At 58.1% G+C, this 20204-nt stretch carries 16 protein-coding genes; 10 read left to right on the top strand and 6 right to left on the bottom strand.

Going from position 1 to position 20204, the window contains the following annotated elements:
* Positions 1–345: 345 nt before the first annotated feature.
* Positions 346–8838 carry a GH36-type glycosyl hydrolase domain-containing protein gene (locus PH552_RS26605; RefSeq protein WP_162736978.1) on the bottom strand — a complete coding sequence of 2831 codons (8493 nt, stop codon included), beginning with the start codon at positions 8836–8838 and terminating at the stop codon, positions 346–348.
* A 346-nt stretch (positions 8839–9184) separates the two neighbouring features.
* On the opposite strand from PH552_RS26605, the gene PH552_RS26600 reads away from it, so the two are divergent.
* Positions 9185–9667, top strand: a complete 483-nt coding sequence (locus tag PH552_RS26600; RefSeq protein WP_112345434.1) for a hypothetical protein — start codon at positions 9185–9187, stop codon at positions 9665–9667.
* Between the two features lie 109 nt (positions 9668–9776).
* Here PH552_RS26600 and PH552_RS26595 read toward each other — a convergent pair whose 3' ends face one another.
* On the bottom strand, positions 9777–9899 hold the full coding sequence (locus tag PH552_RS26595) for a hypothetical protein (RefSeq protein ID WP_281411494.1): 123 nt from the start codon (positions 9897–9899) through the stop codon (positions 9777–9779).
* Between the two features lie 158 nt (positions 9900–10057).
* Between PH552_RS26595 and PH552_RS26590 the strand changes: the two genes are divergently transcribed.
* Positions 10058–10771, top strand: a complete 714-nt coding sequence (locus PH552_RS26590; RefSeq protein ID WP_113250140.1) for an SDR family NAD(P)-dependent oxidoreductase — start codon at positions 10058–10060, stop codon at positions 10769–10771.
* Positions 10772–11080: 309 nt separating this feature from the next.
* Here PH552_RS26590 and PH552_RS26585 read toward each other — a convergent pair whose 3' ends face one another.
* Positions 11081–11332 (bottom strand): DUF982 domain-containing protein, encoded by a 252-nt coding sequence (locus PH552_RS26585; protein ID WP_113250139.1) that lies wholly within the window; start codon positions 11330–11332, stop codon positions 11081–11083.
* A 103-nt stretch (positions 11333–11435) separates the two neighbouring features.
* Positions 11436–12098 (bottom strand): TetR/AcrR family transcriptional regulator, encoded by a 663-nt coding sequence (locus PH552_RS26580; protein ID WP_210249898.1) that lies wholly within the window; start codon positions 12096–12098, stop codon positions 11436–11438.
* An 81-nt stretch (positions 12099–12179) separates the two neighbouring features.
* Here PH552_RS26580 and PH552_RS26575 point away from each other — a divergent pair, with 81 nt between their 5' ends.
* Entirely contained in the window at positions 12180–12920 is a 741-nt protein-coding gene (locus tag PH552_RS26575; RefSeq protein WP_113250138.1) for an SDR family NAD(P)-dependent oxidoreductase, read from the top strand.
* 706 nt (positions 12921–13626) lie between these two features.
* Here the strand turns inward: PH552_RS26575 and PH552_RS33785 are convergent.
* Together PH552_RS33785 and PH552_RS26570 are read right to left on the bottom strand one after the other, a co-directional pair.
* Positions 13627–13758, bottom strand: coding sequence for a hypothetical protein (locus PH552_RS33785; protein ID WP_350223718.1), 132 nt, complete (start codon positions 13756–13758; stop codon positions 13627–13629).
* A 28-nt stretch (positions 13759–13786) separates the two neighbouring features.
* On the bottom strand, positions 13787–14077 hold the full coding sequence (locus PH552_RS26570) for a hypothetical protein (RefSeq protein ID WP_285166396.1): 291 nt from the start codon (positions 14075–14077) through the stop codon (positions 13787–13789).
* 343 nt (positions 14078–14420) lie between these two features.
* Between PH552_RS26570 and PH552_RS26565 the strand changes: the two genes are divergently transcribed.
* From PH552_RS26565 to PH552_RS26535, 7 genes are all read left to right on the top strand, one after another.
* The gene (locus PH552_RS26565; protein WP_112345428.1) at positions 14421–14729 is read left to right on the top strand and encodes a PepSY domain-containing protein; all 309 of its coding nucleotides are present in this window, start codon (positions 14421–14423) and stop codon (positions 14727–14729) included.
* A 25-nt stretch (positions 14730–14754) separates the two neighbouring features.
* Positions 14755–15363, top strand: coding sequence for a general stress protein (locus PH552_RS26560; RefSeq protein WP_113250136.1), 609 nt, complete (start codon positions 14755–14757; stop codon positions 15361–15363).
* A gap of 237 nt (positions 15364–15600) precedes the next feature.
* Positions 15601–17016, top strand: a complete 1416-nt coding sequence (locus tag PH552_RS26555) for a DUF7125 family protein (RefSeq protein ID WP_162736994.1) — start codon at positions 15601–15603, stop codon at positions 17014–17016.
* Positions 17017–17022: 6 nt separating this feature from the next.
* The gene (locus PH552_RS26550) at positions 17023–18063 is read left to right on the top strand and encodes a sensor histidine kinase (RefSeq protein WP_113250134.1); all 1041 of its coding nucleotides are present in this window, start codon (positions 17023–17025) and stop codon (positions 18061–18063) included.
* 14 nt (positions 18064–18077) lie between these two features.
* Positions 18078–18470: a response regulator gene (locus PH552_RS26545; protein ID WP_113250133.1), complete on the top strand. Its 393-nt coding sequence runs from the start codon at positions 18078–18080 to the stop codon at positions 18468–18470.
* 352 nt (positions 18471–18822) lie between these two features.
* Positions 18823–19809, top strand: a complete 987-nt coding sequence (locus PH552_RS26540) for a PAS domain-containing protein (RefSeq protein WP_285166394.1) — start codon at positions 18823–18825, stop codon at positions 19807–19809.
* Entirely contained in the window at positions 19806–20183 is a 378-nt protein-coding gene (locus PH552_RS26535; RefSeq protein ID WP_112345422.1) for a response regulator, read from the top strand. The genes PH552_RS26540 and PH552_RS26535 overlap by 4 nt, the downstream gene beginning before the upstream one ends.
* Positions 20184–20204 lie beyond the last annotated feature (21 nt).

Genomic DNA, 20204 nt, shown 5'->3' with positions numbered 1-20204 from the left:
AGCCAGACGAACGTTCGTCGTGACAAGGGTAGCTGACGGCACAGGCGCCTACTCGAACGGTTTATCGCGAGTGGCGAAAATGTGCTCGCCACCGACACCGACGAGGAGGCGCTAGGTAAACTGGCGGACGTAATCGCAAGCGATCGCCTCATCGTCAAAGCCGGCGACGTTACGAGCGAGCGGGAGAACGGCGCATTTGCTGACCTGGGGGAGCTGCCTTCTTGTGCCCAATCGTATCTGGATGTCGGCGATGACGCGCACCCGCGCCACGCTCGACAACGCGCCGACGCCGCTGATGGGAGAGTATTTCGCACAGCGCGCGGCCGCCGGGCTGATCGTGACCGATTACGATGCCGCGAGCAAATATCCCTCCCGCAGATCATCCATTGTGGTCCCGTTGATCGTGACCGAATATCCTCCTGTCGCGTCAACTCTCGAAACCGAAATTTCGTATTTGCCGCTCGGCAGTTCCAGCGTAGCCGAGTAGCCATTCCATCCGGCCGGCAGCACAGGCTTGACGTGCAACCGCCTGCTTTCGGTGCGAATACCGAGGATGCCTTCGATTGCGACGCGATAGAACCACCCGGCCGAACCGGTATACCAGCTCCAGCCGCCGCGACCCCTGAGGTCACCTTCTCCATAAACGTCGCCGGCGATTACATAGGGCTCGACGCGATAGGTCTCCGCAGAGGATTTGTCGAGTGCGTGGTTGATCGGATTGAGCATTTCGACCGCGCGCCAGGCATCTTCGCCGCGGCCCATCCGGGCTAGGGCAAGAGCCGTCCAGGTGGCTGCATGGGTGTATTGGCCGCCGTTTTCACGGACGCCTGGCGGGTAGGCCTTGATCACACCGGGATCATTGATCGGCTTGATAAAGGGCGGCGTCAGCAGGCGGATGAGCTTACCCTCCTCATCAACCAGTTTATCGAGGACTGCATTCATGGCCATGTTGCTGCGGTCCGGATTCCCTTCACCCGACAGCACGCTCCAGGATTGGGCAATCGAGTCGATCTTGTCTTCCGCCGATTGGCTGGAGCCGAGAGGCGCGCCGTTGTCGTAATAGCCACGGCGATAATATTCGCCATCCCAGCCGGCCGTTTCGATCGCGGCTTTGAGCTTTTCAAGATGATCCGACCAACGGCTGACGCGTTGCGTATCGCCGCGCGTTTCGGCATAGGCGATGAAGCGGCGCAAGGCGCCGGCGAGGAACCATGCCAGCCACACGCTCTCGCCACGGCCGGCGATGCCGACGCGATCCATCTTGTCGCACCAGTCACCACTCATCATCAACGGCAGACCGTTCACGCCCGTGCGCTTGATCGTAAGATCGAGGCCGAGAGCGGCATGTTCGTAGAGCGGTGCGGTCCCGTCGGAAACACGCGGCTGCAGGAAGGCGTCGTACTGGCCAGGGCTGAGTTGCGCGCCTTCGACGAAGGGCAGCATCTCGTCCATGATCGAGGCGTCGCCGGTCACGGTGCAATATTGGTCGAGGGCATAGGCGAGCCAGACCGGATCGTCGGAGATGTTCGTGCGAACGCCGGCACCGCTATCTTCCAGCCACCAATGCTGGAAATCGCCTTCCGGGAACTGACGGCGGCCGGTATTGAGGATTTGCTTGCGGGCGATCTCAGGCGAATGCAGCAGGAAGGCCAGCGAATCCTGCAACTGGTCGCGCAGGTTCCACGCACCGCTCGACTGATAGAAGGCGGTGCGGGCCATGATGCGGCAGCTATAAGTCTGATAGGGCAGCCAATTGTTGACCATGAAGTCAAGCCGCTGGTCCGGTGTCGAGACATGCGCCTTGCCGGTGAAGCTCTTCCAGAACTCACGCGTCTTCTCGAGAACCTCTGCAAAACCGATGGAGCGGATGTCGGCGATGAGAGCCGCCGCTTCTTTCTGCGAGGGGGCGTCACCCATATAGAAGCAGATGTCGCGCACTTCGCCCGGCTCGATCGTCAGATCGAATGCCATGGCAGCTGCCGGATCACCATCGAGATCGACGGCGTTGGAGAGCCGCGACCCGGCCGAAACCGTGCGTGGCTGCTGGATCGTTCCGTGCCGGCCGATGAATTCGCGGCGGCTGGTGGAAACGCTCGATGGTGCTTCGCTTGCTGCAAATGCCGCAACACGCGTCCCGAAACTGACACTAAACGGATTTTTCGCAAAGACCGCTCCGCTCACGCTGTCGAAGCTCGATATGACGAAGGGCTTGCTCTTCGTCGGGTTGTTGCCGAGAATCCATTCAGCATAGCCGTAAAGACGCAGCTTGCGTGCTTCACCCGCATCATTGCGGATACGCAGTTGCGTCAGCTTAACGGGCTTTTCCATGTCGAGGGTCTGGGTGACCTCCAGGGAAATCTCGTCCTGAATCGTCGAGAAGATCGAGTAGCCAAGGCCATGCCTGGCTTCGAAGCGCGTATCGGCGCGCTGCGCGAGCGACGCGTAGGGTACGATGACGGAGCCGCGATCGAGATCCTTCAAATAGAAGGCCTCACCCGGGCGGTTCGTGACCATGTCGTTGGTCCAGGGCGTCAGCTGATGATCGCGGGAATTCTGGCTCCAGGTGAAGGCGGCGCCTTCCGCCGAGACATGGAAGCCGAAGCTCTCGTTGGCTATGATGTTGACCCATGGATGCGGCGTCTGTTCGCCGCCGGACAGGCGCACGACATATTCGCTGCCATCGGCCGCAAAGCCGCCATAACCGTTCCAGAAGGCAAGATCGCTGCCATCGACCGGCACGCCCCCGGCTGTGCTGCGAACCATACGCGGCACCAGGGTGGAGTCGCCCCACTGACCAAGCAGCGCGGGCGAACCGGAAACGGAACGGGCTTTCTGCAACTGATCGACGAGACTGCCATCGCGACCACGCAACACGACGCGCGAGGCGGCTATGATGGCATCATAGGCTTCAGAAGACGTCAGATCCTTGCGCAGGACGTAGATATTGCGCTGGATGCCGGCGACCTCGCTGGCGTGACGCGCCGCATCGCAGAGCTGGTCGATGGTGCGCTGCATTTCGGCGGCTGCCTCACCGGAGCGTTCGTTGAAGATGACGAGATCGACCTCGACCCCGCGCGATTGCAAGAGGCCCTGCGCACGCAGCAATTCCTTGACGAGATCCGTGCCGAGCTCGTCGGTAATGCGCAAGGTCATCAATGGTGCATCGCCGGAGAGAGTCGCTCCCCAAAGGACGGACTGCGATTTCAGGCCTTCGCGAACTGTCTTATTGTCGGCGCGCAGTGCCATGTCGGGATAGATGATGTAGCGGGCAAAGCGCTGATAGGCGGCAGCCTCCTTCGAATTGACGCCGATCTGGCGCAACTGGCTCTGCGTTCTCGTCCAGGCCTGAACGAGACCCTGGGCAAAGCTTTCCGGCCGGCGATAGTGCTCGACGGCTGCTTCGAGTTCGGCGCGTTCGGCCGCGGCAATGGTCCAGAAGGTTACGCTGACCTTTTCCCCGGCCGGCACGTGAAGCGTCCGACGCAGCGACAGGCAGGTATCCATCGTGAAGCCACTGCTATTGGAAAGTTCCGCACCGGCATCGAAGGCCGCAGCTTCCGTCAGAGTACGACCCCGTCCAAGAAAGCGCATGCGGTCCGTCTCATGGTAAGTCGGCAAATCTTCGCCGGACGTATCGACGATCAGATGGGCGATGGCGACTTCGGGATCCGTCACGCCGCGCTTTTGGCGCTCGACGAAGATCGCATCACCTTTCGCGGCAACCTCGGTTTTCAGGAACATGCGGGCAAAGACGGGGTGACCCGTATCGACGGCATCGAGAGTGGCGACAGGCTCCATGTACGAGGTCACTTCGATGACCCGATCTTCCGTGCCAGTATTGCTGATCGTCAGGCGGCGGCCTTCCGCATCGTAATTGCTTGCGACGAAGACTTCCATTCCACTTGTCAGCTCACCGACAGTTTTGATGAACTCCGCCTTGTCGTCGCTGAAGCTCACCCGAACATGCTCGTTGGCTATCGAGCGCGGCTCCGCCGTTGCAGACCACCACTCGTTCGATGCCGTATCGCGCATGAAGATGAACGAGCCCCATCGATCCTCGGTCGGATCGGCACGCCAGCGGTTGACGGAGAGATTTTTCCAGCGGCTGTAGCCGGAGCCGGTCGCCGTCAGCATGGTCGAGTAACGGCCGTTCGACAACAGCAGCAACTCGCGCTCCCGTGACGCCGGATCTTCCAGGCGCCGCACTTCCGGACGCATCAGGTCGCCCTGGATGGTCGCGGGCGCATCGGTTTCGTGCTTCGAGGCCATGACGGGGATGTCACGCGGCGCCTTTTCCTGCAGCAGCAATTCGGCTGCCTCGATTATCGGATCCGCATGGAACAGCTCGCGCAGCAGGCCGTCGAAAGCCACGTTGGCAACCGCGGCAATCGACATGCCGTGGTGGTGCGCATAGTAATTATAGACCACCGCGCATTGCTTCCCTTCGGGCACGCGGCTTGCCGTAAAATCGACGGCGTCATGGAAACCATACATGCCGAGTGCACCGACGGCCCGCAACCGCTCGAGGTTTTCGAGGGCTGCGACCGGATTGTACTGGCTGGCCAGCAACGAGGCGTAAGGTGCGATGACGGCGTTCTGTCCGAGACCGCGTTTCAGACCGAGCGTCGGCACCCCGAAGTTGCTGTACTGATAGTTCATCTGATGATCGCGGGCGTTGAAGGCCGCTTCCGAGATACCCCATGGCGTGCCAAGCTTGCGAGCATAGTTCATCTGCTCGAGAACGATCAGATTGTTGGTCTGGTTGAGAATCCCGCCGCTACGCTCCTGCATGACGAGAGGCGGCATCAGATATTCGAACATCGAGCCGGACCAGGAGACCAGCGCACCGCGCGTGCCGACAGGCACGACATGGCGGCCGAGCTTGTACCAGTGCTCGGTCGGCAGATCACCCTTGGCGACCGAGAAGAGGCTCGTCAGACGCGCTTCCGAAGCGAGCAGATCGTAGCAGGCGGCATCTACTTCTTCCGTCTCGACACGGAAGCCGATCGACAGCAGCCGGCGTTCCGGTCGATAGAGGAAGCTGAAATCCATATCGAAGGCGATTTCACGGGCGCGATTGCCGATCCGGATCAGCCTTTCGCTGATATCAGGTGCCTGTGTGGGATCGAAAGCCTTGTCGACCTGATGAAGTTCGCAGGTTTCGACCAGCTTCTCCGCCCAATGGACGACTTCCTCGCTCCGCGTGGTCTTGACTTCCCTGTCAAGGCTTCCGGCAAGTTCGCGGATTTCCCGAGCCTGCCCGGCAAATCGTTCGATAAGGCCTGAGGAGAATTCCTTCTCGCGTTTACCGGTCGCGACCGCCGCTTCGAGCTCGGCGATACGGCCGTCGAGCCGGTCATGGAGGGATCGGTTCGACCGCGTATCGTCATCAAGCTCCGAAAGCACCTCGCGCAGAATTGCCGCGACATCGCCGATGCCATCGAGATCGGTGTGGATATGGGCAAGGGGAGACTGAGCCCAGATGCGGCATGCGGATGAAACGGCAATCAGATGGCCGGCAAAATTTCCGCTATCGACCGAGGATACATATTTGCGGCCCAGCGGCTTCAACGTGTCGGTATGATACCAGTTGAAGAGGTGACCTTTATATTTTTCCAGCTTTTCGACTGTCTCGATCGTCTGCTCAATGCGCTTGACTGCGTCCTCGAACGAAATCCAGCCGAAACGACGCGCCGAGATGACCGACAGCAGATAGACTCCGATATTGGTCGGCGACGTACGCATGGCGACGACGGCATGCGGCGTCTGCTGAACGTTGTCGGGCGGCAGGAAGTGCTGATCGGGAACGACGAAGTGGTCGAAATAGCGCCAGGTACGTCTCGCGATCTTGCGCAATTCGTTGCGGACGTGGTCGGGCACAACAAGCCGATCCTCGGTTTCCGCCGTCTGGCTGACCAGCCAGGCGATGGCTGGCGACAGCACCCAGAGAAACACGAAAGGAAGCCCGACCAGCCACGCGATGTCGCCGGAAGAGGCGGCGAAGACCAGTGCCAGAATGGCCAGGAGGGGGGCACGCCACATGACCTTGTAATGGCCGAGGATCGTCTTCTGAGCCATGGCCTGCGCACTTGCGGCGGTGCGCCATTGCAACATCAGCCTGCGGCTGACGAACATGCGGTAGAGCGAGCGGCCGATCGCATCAGCCATGACGCAGGCGATGTCGGCGATGAAGATGATGCGCAGCGCCACCTGGGCATTGGCATTCTCAATATCTTTCCAGACGGTATGGAGATGCGCCCGCAGGATGATGTCGCTGGTTCGCGGGATGATGCCATTGATCAGCGACAATGTCGGGGCAACGAACAGGCTGAAGATCAGCAGGATCTGCCAGATAAGCGCGCCGAAAGGATCCATCCAGTACCAACCGAGCACGGAAGCGAAGAACCAGGCGATCGGCGTCAGCGAGCGACGCAAATTGTCGAGCATCTTCCAGCAGCCGAGCGCGGTAATGCCACGGCGCTCGTCGAAAATGTACGGAATAAGCTGCCAGTCGCCGCGTGCCCAGCGATGCTGACGCGAGACCTCCACTTCGTAGCGGATGGGGAAATCCTCAACCAGTTCGCAGTCCGTCACCAGACCGCATCGCGCCATCGAGCCTTCGAGCAGGTCGTGGCTCAATATCGAGTTCTCGCTGATCCGCCCCTTCAGCGAGGCCTCGAAGGCGTCGACATGATAAAGGCCCTTGCCGGTAAAGGTACCCTCGCCGGTGATGTCCTGATAGACGTCGGAAACCGCAAAGACGTAAGGGTCGAGACCGCGATTGACCGAGAAGACGCGCTGGAAGGTCGATGCGTCCTTGCCCGTCGTCAGCGACGGCGTCACGCGCGGCTGCAGCACGCCATAGCCATCGACGACGCGCTGCTTCTTGTGGTCGAAAACCGGGCGGTTGATCGGATGATGCATCTTGCCGACGAGTTTGACGACGGTATCGCGAACAACGCGCGTATCGCTGTCCAGCGTCATGACGTATTTGACGTCGGCCGGCACGAGATCGAAGCCCGCAATAAAACTCGTGTCTTGGCTGCCGCGCAACAGCATATTGAGCTCGTGCAGCTTGCCGCGCTTGCGCTCCCAACCCATCCAGACGCCTTCGGCCGCGTTATACTGTCGGCGGCGATGCAGGAGATAGAAGCGCTGCTTGCCCTCTTCCGAATAACGTGATTCCAATTCGGCGATCTTGCTGCGTGCATAATCGAGAACGTCGAGATCGCGGGTGGTCTCTTCTTCCTCAGCATCCGGCCAGTCGGTCAGGAGTGCGTAGTAGATCTCACCGCGGGCATTGGCAAGGTAATGTACCTCAAGATTGCGGACGAGCTCATCCACGTGCTCGCGCCTGCCGATCAGGGAAGGAATAGTGACGAGGGTGCGGGCGTCGGCCGGCAAGCCCTTCTTGAATTCATAGCCGACGAGACGATCCGGCGTGATGAAGAATGTGGCAAAGAAATTGAAGAGGCCGGTCGCGCCCTCGGATGCCGGGAGCGCGAACATCAGCAGCAGAACGATCGTCGCAAACAGCGGCATTCCCGCGTCGACGAATGCCCATTCGACCAAGACGAGCGCCAGCAATGTCAACAGGAGCACCGGGATGGCGATCGAGAGCCAGTTCAGCTTGCGGACCATCCGCATGAACCGCAGGCTGAGCGTCGGCCGGAAGCCGATCTCCGCCTCGAGTGCCGGGCGCCCGTTGCCGACGAAATAGTAGCCGATATTGCTCGCAGATCCGTCCCTGCTTTCATTTTTTGCACGGTCGGTCAGCCGCACGGCGGCCTCGGCGATATCCATTTCTGTCTTGTCGGAGCGCTTTGCAAGCTTTTCGATCTGGCGGCGGTAGCTGTTGCGAGATCCGGCATCGAGCTCTGCATAATCCGTCTGCTGCCAGAGGAGCTTGTCGATGGTGCTGACCTCTTCGACCCACTCCGACCAGTCGGTGTCGTTGATCTCGCGCAGGCTCTTGATAATGCTGCCCATCAGCGCATTGGCCGCGCCGAGACGGATCTGCTCGGCCGACATGACGGCTTCTGCATCCGTTCCCTTGGCGGAAAGCTTTGCCTCCAGCCAGTTCAGCGCAGCTTCGGTTGGTTCCAGCGCATTGCGAAGACGATAATGCAGCTGCGTGACGAAGGTCGTGTCGTCGAGATTGGCGGCCAGCGTTTCCAGATGTTGCGCTGCGCCGGCGTCACCGAGCGAAATTACCTCGGTGGCCGCCGTGTTGGCAGCCGCGCGCATTTCGCGGCTCTTATCGATCTGCGATGCCACCCGGCGAAGATTGTCGATCAACACGTAGCGCACCAGCGAAGGAAGCGCCCAGAGTTCGCCGATCCGCAAGGTTTCGCGGTCCTGGAACCCTTCGGTCACCGCGGTCATGCCGGCATTGCTGATATTGCTGTGCGCATGCGCCATGTAGAGCCAGGCGAGCGCGAGGGTGCGCGGCACCTCCGTGCCGTCGAGATTGATCTTGCGCAGTTCGCGATAGAACTTCTTCGGAAAATCGCGGCGAACTTCCTGGATTGCCTCTTCGACGATGTAGTGGTTGTCGAGTAGCCATTCGGCAGCCGGCGTGATGCTTTCGCCAGCATCGACATCCGCAGCTGCAGCGCGATAGACCCGCAGGATTTCGTTTTCGTTCTCCTTATGCCGGAGATAGAAATCGAAGCCATTGAATTTAAGGAGATCAAGCGTGCGAGTTTCTGCAAACTTTGCTGCCATCGCTCTCAGCTGATCGTTGGACAAAAGAGCGGCGCGAATTCCGAATTCGCGATCCGAATGAGCCATCTGAGGAGTTGGAGCAGAATCGTTGACAGTATCTTTAGATGACATGTGTCTTTCGCTTTTGTCTCGTCGTTTCTCGAACGCAGAGTTCCAGAAACGAGAACCCGGAGCCTGAGATCTTCGTTGCAACACCCCGTTGACGGCAACTGGGGCAATGATTGCCGCTTAACTAGCCGCACCACCCTGAACGCAGGATTAATTGTCTGGGCTGGCAAACTTGGCGGCAGTCGGAGTTGCCGTCTTGAAGCAATCGGCCGTCGTGGCCGAGCTTTCCTGCAAAGCTCCTTAGAGGCAAAACAAAATCATCTAATTCCTGAAATATTGACACACGATCTAACGGCGTATTTGATCCAACAAATTCACACAGGAATGAACTACCAGAAGGGGAGCTTAAATGTCCGTGATCGCACCGACACTTTCTCATGTGCTTCAAAATATTGAGCGGTTCAAGGCAGAGCTAGACAGCAGCGCTGACCTCCGGCGTCGCCTGGCATATGCTCGCGCTTGGTATGCTCTCCAAACCGAAGATGGCAAGTGGCTCTTCGCGCCGATGAAGTTCTGTGCCTATAAGGATATGACCGCGAAGAAATACGACGATAGACGCGATGGGCGTCGAGCGGAGAAGCAGCTACAATCCTGGTTCACCTCCGTGCCCCATGCCGATCATCTTAATCAAGAGTTAACGGAAGCGCTCACTACATTTCTTGCCGGCTACGGCAAATCGCCGAGTACAGCTTGTCGGATCAGCGTAACCAGCGATTTCTACCAAAGCCAAAACAATCGATCGGCAGACGATCATGTTTTGGCTAATCTCTTGATTGCTGTGGCAAGTCGCCTGTCAGCTGAGGAGCGCGTCAGACTGAGAGCCGCCCTCTAGGCGGGAATTCTGGCGTCCCTTAGCCTACCCTGCAGTTTTCCAGCGGAACTTCGTGCCAGTGCGTAAGCTTGCCACGGAGAGATCACGCGACACCTACGATGCGTAGATATTATAAGCCATAGCGCCAGCCGCTATCGGCAATCTCGCGCGGCCATTCGAAGCTTTGAATGCGTGCCCGCAATGAGGCTAGTGCGGCGGAATCCCAGCGCATGTGGAAATTTTTGTCCGACATCACGCAATCCCGAAGTCTCCAGGTTTCCAAAAATTCGCATACCACCGGAACACATTGCCGCACGATTTGTTTCACAGACATCGGTTCATGAATGAAGGAATGGGGCCTCGAAGTGCGTCGCTCAACGAGCGCCGGTGCGGTTGATTCGGAAGGACAAAATGAACGACGAAAGACCTCTCGCAATCGTTTCGGGCGCAGCAAGAGGAATAGGCCGTGCGTGCGTCGAAATCTTCGTTGCACAAGGTTGGCAGGTCGGAGCGCTTGATCAAGACGAAACAGTTCGGACCGTGTTCGCGCAGAACGAAAGAGCGATACCGCTTGTTGCGGACGTCACAGACCCAATCGCGCTTCAAGCGGAGTTGGATCGCCTCCCATCCCCCGCCGCAGCGGTGATCAACGCGGCAGGGGTCTTTCCCCCTACATCTTTAAGTGACTTTCAAATTGAGCAGTACCGGCAGGTATTCGACGTGAACGTCCTAGGGACGCTGCTCTTAAGCCAATTGGTGAGCCGCAGTATGACCGATGGCGGTCTTATTGTTAATCTTTCATCCATCAACGCCTTTGTCCCGCGCCCTGATCAGCTGCTTTACGCCGCAACCAAGGCAGCGATCGTCAGCCTAACGCGGAGCATGGCGGCTGATCTGGCACCCAGGCGGATTCGCGTGAACGCGGTTGCGCCCGGTCCGGTTGACACTGAGGGGGTAAGAGCACTTGGTGGCCGTTTGGAGGAAGCCGCCGGGCAGGTTCCGCTTGGACGGGTCGCGTCTCCGTCCGAGATCGCCGATCTTATCTTTTGGCTCGTTGAGGGCCGAGGTGCGCAATTTGTCACCGGCGAGACAGTTGTCTGCAGCGGTGGCTTGTTCATGCGTTAGGGGCGATCCATCCAACAACGGGACACTCGGAGGCCCTTAGCAGCCATGCAAAGGCAGCGACTATCGGCAACTTTCACCGAGGTAACCTCTATTGCGACGTCATCACATTCCCTTCGGATTATAGTCGCCAGGTTTTCCAGGTTATTTGAGCTTCAAGGTGCCGAAGTCTGAACGCACTGCGAGATGGCCGGTTTCACCGGCGGATATCCGCGTTCCACAATCGGAACGACCGGAATTCCCGTGGCCCAGCATATCCGTTGATGAGTATCCGGATGCAGAGTATCGACAAACTATGAGGATGGTATGACCTCACTCCTCGAAAATATATATGTCGCCTTCCTTCAGCGCTGCAAGAAATGCCTCTCTGGCTTCGTTTTCTTCAATTTTTCCCTGCTGAACCGCCATAAGTGCTTTCATCGCAGCGTGATAGGCTTGACCATCTTCGAGCGTCGGCCACTCGTTGAGCATGAATTCCGCCGCGCGCTCCGCGCTGGAGGTTGTCAAACGGTCTCCCGTCTTCCGAGTTTCGACTATGACGGGCTTACTCCACCATTGAGCCATGAGCTTTCTCCTTGTCGCGCTCAACGTCCCGTCAGGTGGAATGTTCCGGAAACGGTATTTCTGAGCCCCGTAGCCAATTCCAGGGGTTGACGTCAAAAACGGGTCAATCCGCAGCTTTTGAGACAAAACCGTCCCAGCCGGCCATGGCGATCTCCGCCACGCTTTGGAGCTCGGCTCTTTCCGCTCCGTCACGGGCACGGATTGCCATCCCGCTCTGAACGGTCTGGAGAAACCTGCAGACCATGGCGATATCGAGGGCCGGTGGAAGCTCTCCTTCGTCGACCGCCTTTTTCAGACGCGACGCGAGCACATCGAAGGCCAGCCCCCGTGTCGAGCGCATCAGCTCGGCAAGTTCCTCGTGTCCATCGCTGCCGACCGTACCGAGGGTCGCCAGACAACCGTGAGGCAGGTCGCAGTCTGAACCGGTCATGGCGGCGGCCGAGTCATGAAGGTACGCTTTCACCGCCTCGCGTGCCGTGGTCGCATCACGGAAACGTCCCCAGACCAGATGTTCGTAGTAAGAAGCGTAGTACCTCAGTGCTTCCGCATAGAGCTCGTCCTTCGAGCCGAACGCCGCATAGAGGCTTGTCGTCGCGATGCTCATGGCTTCCGTCAGATCAGAGATCGACGTCGCTTCGTAACCTTTGATCCAAAACATCCGCATGGCGCAGGTCAGGGCTGCGTCACGGTCGAACGCGCGGGGCCGGCCACGCGCGGAACCTGTCGTTGAGACTTTCGATGATGTGCCGTTTCGATCTTTTTGCATCGATCGCTACATAAACCCGTTGACTCCCATTTTCAACGTCCATATGCATTATGTATCGATCACTACATAAATGGAGTCGAGATGATTGATCTGAAGGGAAAGAGAGCGCTTGTGACCGGTGGCTCTCGCGGTATAGGGGCAGCAATCGCTCTTGCGCTTGCCGAGCATGGCGCCGATGTTGCATTGACGTTTCAGAATTCGACGGATCGCGCGAGGGCGGTCGTCGCCTCGATTGAGGCCCACGGTCGGCGCGGCATAGCGATCCAGGCCGACAGCGCGGATCCGACCGCGATCCGGGGAGCGGTCGATGAAGCGGCAAAGGAGCTTGGCGGCCTCGACATTCTGGTGAACAACGCCGCGATCGCACTCTACGGAGCGATTGCCGACATCAAGGTCGAGGACATCGATGCGCTCCTTGCAGTAAATGTCCGCGGCACCATTCTTTCGACGCAGGCCGCCCTTCCGTATCTCGGCGCCGGCGGGCGAGTGATCACGATCGGCTCTGCCGGTGCCGACCGCATCGTCGGCGCGACGGGCACAGTCTACTTCATGACGAAATCGGCACTCCAGTCTTTCACCCGGGGCTTAGCACAGGAACTGGGACCGCGCGATATCACGGCCAATCTCATCCAACCGGGCTCGACGGATACGGAGATGAACCCGGCGGACGGGGAATATTCCGAATTCCAGCGGAACCTCATCCCGTTGGGTCGATATGGGGCACCTTCGGACATCGCTACCGCCGTGACATTTTTGGCGAGTCCTGCGGCAAGGCAGGTCACCGGCGTGACCCTCAACGTTGACGGCGGGTTGAATACCTGAGCGCAGCGGTTCCTTCACGAGGGCTGGCGACGGTCGTGACATTCTTCTCATCGATCAACATGAGGTCGAACGGCCATGTGAAAGCTTTGTTCTCGGGCTGTGGCCAACAGGTCCTTATGACCGGTCTCGCGTGGGAAGGACGCAAGACCATGTTCTTTTAAGCCAACTTGTCAGGTCGTCTCAAGTTGCGTTGCGCCCTTGCGGACGGTTGCCAACTCGAGACTTAATTTAGCTGAGTTGGCACCATTTTGGTGAAAGTGATTGGATTGCATGTTGGGGACCGGCGCCTTTTCACAGGGCATTTGATTAAGCAGTTCCGCAATATGCATCAGATATTTCGAAAAGCCTTGGAACGTCTCGCTTGTCCGGGAGTTTATGACGCCGTGATCGACAATTGGATGGGCGTAGATGCTGAGCGTTAGCATTGCGGTGCGAACAGGTGGAACAATTGAGCTTCAATCGGGAATTTTCGACGAGAAGGAAGCTGCAGCCCTCATTTCCTCGATGACGCGATCGTCTCAGATGGAGGCTACGGATATAATCCACGAAACGCGGCGCTGGGGAATTTGCAGACGGAGAGCGGATAATTTCGAGGTTTTGACCAAAATCCTATAAGGGTTTACGGCTTGCTGGTACCTGTAGAAGTGCCAGGTCACTGAAAGAGCACACGCCATTGCCTTGCCATTCGAGATGTCTGATGAATGGACTAATTCCGTCGATGAATATCACGTCGGAGCGAGTGGCCTTTCGGCCTCTTGCTCCGTCTTCTCGCGCTGATCCTCCGCTCGCTGCCAATCGCCGAGATGGCGCCCTTCGGGCGTCCTTCTTCCTCCCAAATCCTGTAGGCACGCTCACGGCATTTTCCGTCATCTTGTTCTTCGTTGACGGCCAGTAAAGTTTCTTCCTTTAGCCAAAGATGGATTGTTTTCCGTCGGGCAAGCCGATCGTAAGAGCATTTCCTTCGTGAGGTCGTCGAAGGAGAATATTTTCCACTTCGCTGCCATGAGCAAATCAAGCTCGATCGAAGAAGGGCCGAACCGAACGAACAGATCTTCGGCCGTCGCGTCATCGAGTCCGTATTTCTTCTGGAAATCCGCCAGAGAATAGGCGGCACCTCTTATCGTCCGGCGCCGTTCGAAAGGCCGTTGCATTTCCATATCTGATGATCCTCCTTATTCCGCTCCAAGCAACTCGATCGGCGAGCTGAAAGTTCCGTCGAGGAGGAAATATTGAGTACGTGCAATGATCAATGCGGCTTGAGAGCTTACGTTTATGGAGGTACGCTAGCCCCGCCTTTTTGGCTGTGGAGACAATTTGCCAGCGGCTCTGTTGGCCTGCTTGTTCCATAGCCGCGCTGCTTAATCTTTCGCGCGCGTCGTAGGACCGACCCGGCCTGCTGGAACTCGTCGCGCCTTTCGTCCCGAGCGCAGCCGGTCGCCATAACGTGCGGAACAAATTGAGCTTTCTCTTGTTCGATTAGCGTAACAGGAGGAAACTTCCATGAAGAGATCCATCTTCGCCGCCGCACTTCTTCTATCGGCGACGGCAGCCTTGGCCCAGAGCCAGACGCCGTCGACCTCCCAGACAACTCCGGCCGTCAACACCGGTCAGAATCCGGCAGCGCCGATTGCTGGCAAGAACAGCTTCACAGAAGACCAGGCCAAATCCCGCATCGAAGCCGCCGGCTACACCGACGTCACGGGGCTTAAACTGGATGATCAAGGCGTTTGGCGAGCGACTGCCAAAAAGGACGGCAAGGACACAGGCGTGTCTCTGGACTTCCAGGGCAATGTCACGATGGCCAAGTAACGAATTGAGAACAAGGAGACGCGATATGCGCACCATTACCGGACTCTATGACAGTTATGACGACGCCAAAGCTGCGGTGAAATCTCTCGAGGATGCAGGCATCCCATCTGACGACATTAGCATCGTTACAAACAAGGCCAATGGCGTCGACGTCGAAGGGCAGGGCACTTACGCAGCCGAGGGGGCAGGAACAGGTGCTGGCGTCGGAGCTGTCGCAGGCGGCGCCGGCGGTCTTTTGGCCGGCCTTGGTATCATGGCCATCCCGGGCGTCGGCCCCGTTGTCGCGGCGGGCTGGCTGGCGGCCACCGCCGCGGGAGCGGTAGCCGGAGCTGTCGCTGGCGGTGCCGTTGGAGGTATCGTCGGAGCGATGATCAGCGAAGGTGTCCCGGAAGACGAGGCGCATGTCTACGCCGAAGGCATCCGTCGTGGAGGTTCGGTTGTGACCGCAAGGGTTGAGGAGGCAAAGCTACCGGAGGCCCAGGCAATCCTCGACCGGTCGCGGCCCGTCGACATTGCATCCCGGCGGGCACTCTATGCGGAAGAGGGATGGACCCGCTTCGATGAGGCAGCCGAACCCTATACGCCTGAGCAAATCGAAGCCGAGCGCCAGCGATATCGCATGAACCGGCTTTGAAAAGCACAGCAATTCGAAGACACGATGGCGTCCGCGGCAGCGGGCGCTTTTCTGCAACAAGGTGCGAGCTCGAAGACCGTACGAAGAAGCTCAGGCCAAGACCGCGTTTCGGAACGCAGGCGGTTTGCCCGCATAGTTATTTCGCAGTCCAGGAACTCGATATCGTGATCGGGCGTTGTACGTCGTCAATTTAGGCGTAAGCGAGAGGTGAACGTGGTTGAGAGCAAGAAGCTGACAATGGTCAGTTCCGGTATTCCCGGACTGGACGAAATTCTTCGCGGCGGTTTGCCCGCATCAAATCTCTATATCGTTCAAGGTGCGCCTGGGTCGGGCAAGACGACCGCAGCGTTACAATTCCTCCGTGCCGGTGCGGCGAACGGGGAGCGCTGCATTTATGTCAGCCTGTCACAAACCAGGGCGGAGCTGGAGGCGATCGCCCTGTCCCACGGCTGGACGCTCGAGGGCATCCGGGTGGAAGAGCTCGCGGCTTCCGATTCGATCAAGGGAGCGACCGACCAGTCGATTTTTCAGACGGCTGAACTGCGTCTGGACGAGACGCGGAAGATGATCGAAAGTGCAATCGAGGAGCATAGACCCAGCCGATTGGTCTATGACTCGCTGTTGGAAATACGGTTGATCACAGGCGATTCACCCCGCTTCCGTCGCGAGCTGATCGCCTTCAAGGCGTTTCTTGCCAAACGCGACATCGTGGCTCTGCTGCTTGACACCCAAACACCAGAGACCGATCGAACAGGCGAAGAGGTTGATGGCATTGCTCACGGCGTCATTCGTCTCGACAAATCGCTTGAGGAATATGGCGCGGTTCGCCGCCGCATCGAGGTCAGTAAGATGCGCGGTGTGCCTGTCGCTGACGGCTATCACGACATGGCGATCCGCGAAGGCGAGGGCGTGGTCGTATTCCCACGGATTATACCAGGCGCCGTGGCGAGAGCCGTCGAGCCTCAGTTGATCAAATCCGGCGTGGATACCCTCGATGACATGTTCGGCGGTGGGCAGGAAGCAGGAACCACCACCCTCGTCATAGGTCAGGCGGGTACTGGCAAATCGACTATGGCCTCGCTCTATGCGACTGCGGCTCTCAAGCGGGGCGAGAGCGTAGGCCTCTTCCTGTTTGAGGAACGAATAGAGACTTTCTTCCGGCGTTCGGAGGGGTTGGGCATGGATTTGCGCCAATTCCATAAGGATGGTCAGCTGATCATCCGGGATTTCAACCCCAATGAGATCTCGCCAGGTGAGTTCGGTCAGATTGTGCAGCAAGCGGTGAGCAGCGAAAGGGTGAAGGTCGTCGTCATCGATAGTTTCACCGGATATCTGAATTCATTGCCGCATCGTGAGAAGGCGGTCCGCGACATCCAATCGCTCCTGAAATTTCTCGCTCGAGCGGGTGTGCTTACCATCCTTATCGTCGCGCAACACGGTCTGCTCGGCCAAGGGATCGGCATTGATGTCGATGTAAGTTTTCTGGGCGACACGGTGCTGCTGCTGCGAATTACCGAGCACGAGGGCAGGCTGCGGCGCAGCATAACGGTCGTGAAGAAGCGGCACGGACCGCACGATCTCGACGTACGGGAATTGTTTATTCAAAGTTCCGGCGTCACGGTGATCCCATATAACCCGATTCCGGAGGCCTAATCGCTCGTGGCCGCGAATGACAGCCATCTCGACTGGGTTTTGGTAATCGCGCCTTATCGGCGCGATGCCGAACATTTGGAGACGCTCCTAGCTCAGAATGGCGTAGCTGCGCGGCGGGCGGAGGGCTTGGAACAGCTGACGGCGCTGTTGGCGCAAACGCCCGGCGTGCTGGTTGCGACCCAGGAGGCACTTGATCCGGAGGTGCAGAAGGCGATCGGTCGCCACCTTGTCGAGCAGCCAGAATGGTCCGAAATGCCTGTCCTCGTCCTGTTGGACCGGATGGTTCCTCCGACCCGCGTTCAGGCTGAGCTGTCGGCCGCTTGGCCTCGCTCGCGGCAGATCTATTACCAACGACCCGTAACAGCGCTCGAATTGCTGAGTGGCGTTCAATCGAGCCTCTTGGCGCGCCTGCGCCAGCGAGACGTTCGCGATCACATTGAGCGCGAGCGCGAACTTCGGCGCGAGCTTAATCATCGGGTGAAGAACATTCTTTCCAGCATCTCCTCCATCTTCCAGATGACCCGTCGGCGTGCCGTCTCGCTGGATGAGTTTGCCGATGATTTCGCCGGTCGGCTTGCAGCTCTTGCCAATGTGCATTCCGCAGTATTTCAAGCGAACGGCGATGCAGCCGAGTTCTCCCATATTGCCGAATTGACCTTCAGCCCATATCGGGCAAAGGGCGCGGATCGCATTAGTTTCACAGGGCCGGAGATTTTGCTGAGTGCCGAAGCCGCGACGACGCTTGCCTTGTGCTTCCATGAGCTTGCGACGAATGCGCTTAAATATGGTGCCCTTTTAAAGCCAGAGGGCCGGATAAGTCTGAAATGGTCCGTCTCACAAGATGGGAACCTGGATCTTGAATGGCTTGAGAGAGGAGGTCCGCCAGTCTCGGAACCTAAAAGAAGCGGATATGGAACACGGTATATCCGTTCGGCGTTGTACAACCTCTTTGGCACGCCGCCCACCATCCTGTTCCATCCACAGGGGCTAAGCTGTACTCAGATCGGTCCCCTCGCGCGCGTGTCACCGAAGGACCTTGACCTCTAGGAGGCTTTTTAGCCATGTCATCTTCGGCGTCTCCGCTTCGCATATTCTGTCTTGAAGACAATCCACTGATCATCTTTCAAATTGAGGCCATGATTGAAGATTTGGGGCATATCTTCGCAGGATCTGCCATAAGCTTCACCGACCTTGTTAAAAGACAGGATCTCGGCGGTGTCGACGGAGTGCTTGTCGATATCGATCTTGCTGATGGACGCACCGGCCCTGATGCGGCGATCTGGCTTTCCCGGCAGGGGATTGCGAGCATCTTCGTCACAGGTCAGGAGGCGATCGCGGCGGAGTATTCCCAAGTAGTGCTTGCAACTATTGGGAAACCCGTCTCAGAGATCGAACTCGCAGAAAAGCTGGAGCTGTTTCGGCACACCAACCGCAATCATGACCGAAGGAGTTGAACTGCGGCGGCGGAGTGAAGGTCCTATGGACGGCGAGGTTTGTCGAGCCGCAGGGCGTCTGGCGGCAAATCGTCGGTCGGGTGCCGTGACTGTAGCCCCCTGCCAGTCCGGGTTAGATTGGTGTGCTTTTTCTAGTTGGCTGGTATTAGTCGCAATGTGTCGATGAAGTATTGTTCATCGTAAAGCGTTGTCGCTTTACCATCCATTACCGCCATTGCAAAGACAAGGCTTGTGCGCCAGCTGGATTGGTCAAGCAACATTCCTTGATCCACCGTCTTGCCAGTTCTCGGTGCTCCATTACTTTTAATAGAAAGCTACGAAACATGTCGGGTGCTGCTGGGAGGGCTTGGGGATGATGCTGGAAGATCTATATCGCTTGTTGCGAAGCGGACATGTCCAAGGGCAGGGCGTGGTCGATACCATGACGCAGCCGATTGTCGTCCTTGATCAGAACCTGTGCGTCGCAACCGCAAACAATGCATTCTTGAAAACCTTCAAGGTCGAGCGCGACGATATTCTGGGAGAGAGTTTCTTTGATCTCGGCAACGGTCAGTGGGATGTTACCGAACTCCGGCAGCTGATCGCCGCGATTATCCCAAAAGCCGCCGCTGTCATCGGATACGAAGTGGCGCACGACTTCCCAACCATCGGCCGCCGCACTTTCCTCGTCGATGCACGGCGTCTTGTCCATCCGGATGATAACAGCAACAATATCCTCGTTCTCTTCGACGATGTGACGGAAAGGCAGCGTCAGGACGCGGAGAAGGATTTCATCATTTCGGAAACACGCCACCGGATGAAAAATCTCTTCGCAGTGGTGCGATCGCTTGCGATGCAGATGGATGCCGAAGATCTCACAGGCACTGACTACCGTGATCGCTTCCTGGGACGCCTCGAGGTCACGCTTCATGCCCAGGAGATCGCCGCTATCAATGAAGCAACCGATTTTGAAACCCTGTTGAGGCAGTCGGTCAGCGAGCCTGGAACGGATCGGGTCCATTGCGAAGGACCCACAATGCAGATCCCGAGTTCGGAGATCGTGCCCGTCAGCATGATGTTCCATGAGCTGGCGACAAATGCGTTGAAGTACGGCGCCCTCTCCGTTCCAAACGGCGCCTTGCATGTCGAATGGTCATTGGAGGATGGACCGGAGAGCCGGTCGTACTTTGTTTGCCACTGGCGCGAATTAGGCGGCCCGGCGGTGGAGCCGCCGAAGCGAAGAGGATACGGCACCGAGTTGATCGAAGGCACGTGCCGACATCTTGGCGGAACTGTGGAACTTAACTTCGATCCAAAAGGTTTGACAGCCATTATCAAACTCCCTTGGAAACGCTTATGAGCGAACCTGAAAAAGGCGAGGTCGTCGTGCGCAGGATCGTTCTTGTGGTTGAAGACGAGTTCTTTATCGCGATGGAGCTGGAAAGCGTGTTGACCAGAGGGGGATTTGAGGTCCTAGGCCCGGCAAGTTCGGTCGGGCAAGCATTCGAGCTGCTGAGGAGCCAACGTCCGGATGCTGCTGTTCTGGATGTCACTCTCAATGGCGAGAACATTACGCCTGTCGCCGTCCTTCTCAAGACGTGGGGTGTTCCGTTCGTCCTCGCCAGTGCGAGCGATCCGGCGGAACTCGCTAGGCATGATGTTTTGGCTAACGTGCCCAATCTCGGGAAGCCCACCGACATGAAACGTCTTGTGGAGGTCGTTCGATCGCTTTGAAGCCGTGCCGAGAGATTGACA

Source organism: Rhizobium aureum (genome assembly GCF_030182495.1).
Classification (GTDB): Bacteria; Pseudomonadota; Alphaproteobacteria; order Rhizobiales; family Rhizobiaceae; genus Rhizobium; species Rhizobium tropici_C.
Note: the sequence above shows the minus strand (reverse complement) of the source record. Positions and strands in the feature narration are given on the sequence as shown.

Bases quoted from the DNA above. Each gene is read 5' to 3' on its own strand.
- PH552_RS26560 (WP_113250136.1), top strand. From the start codon at position 14,755: ATGCGCACCATTACCGGACTCTATGACAGTTATGACGACGCCAAAGCT.
- PH552_RS26555 (WP_162736994.1), top strand. From the start codon at position 15,601: ATGGTCAGTTCCGGTATTCCCGGACTGGACGAAATTCTTCGCGGCGGT.
- PH552_RS26575 (WP_113250138.1), top strand. From the start codon at position 12,180: ATGATTGATCTGAAGGGAAAGAGAGCGCTTGTGACCGGTGGCTCTCGC.
- PH552_RS26605 (WP_162736978.1), bottom strand. From the start codon at position 8,838: ATGTCATCTAAAGATACTGTCAACGATTCTGCTCCAACTCCTCAGATG.
- PH552_RS26580 (WP_210249898.1), bottom strand. From the start codon at position 12,098: ATGCAAAAAGATCGAAACGGCACATCATCGAAAGTCTCAACGACAGGT.
- PH552_RS26535 (WP_112345422.1), top strand. From the start codon at position 19,806: ATGAGCGAACCTGAAAAAGGCGAGGTCGTCGTGCGCAGGATCGTTCTT.
- PH552_RS26590 (WP_113250140.1), top strand. From the start codon at position 10,058: ATGAACGACGAAAGACCTCTCGCAATCGTTTCGGGCGCAGCAAGAGGA.
- PH552_RS26565 (WP_112345428.1), top strand. From the start codon at position 14,421: ATGAAGAGATCCATCTTCGCCGCCGCACTTCTTCTATCGGCGACGGCA.
- PH552_RS26545 (WP_113250133.1), top strand. From the start codon at position 18,078: ATGTCATCTTCGGCGTCTCCGCTTCGCATATTCTGTCTTGAAGACAAT.
- PH552_RS26585 (WP_113250139.1), bottom strand. From the start codon at position 11,332: ATGGCTCAATGGTGGAGTAAGCCCGTCATAGTCGAAACTCGGAAGACG.
- PH552_RS26600 (WP_112345434.1), top strand. From the start codon at position 9,185: ATGTCCGTGATCGCACCGACACTTTCTCATGTGCTTCAAAATATTGAG.
- PH552_RS26570 (WP_285166396.1), bottom strand. From the start codon at position 14,077: ATGGAAATGCAACGGCCTTTCGAACGGCGCCGGACGATAAGAGGTGCC.
- PH552_RS26540 (WP_285166394.1), top strand. From the start codon at position 18,823: ATGATGCTGGAAGATCTATATCGCTTGTTGCGAAGCGGACATGTCCAA.
- PH552_RS26595 (WP_281411494.1), bottom strand. From the start codon at position 9,899: ATGTCGGACAAAAATTTCCACATGCGCTGGGATTCCGCCGCACTAGCC.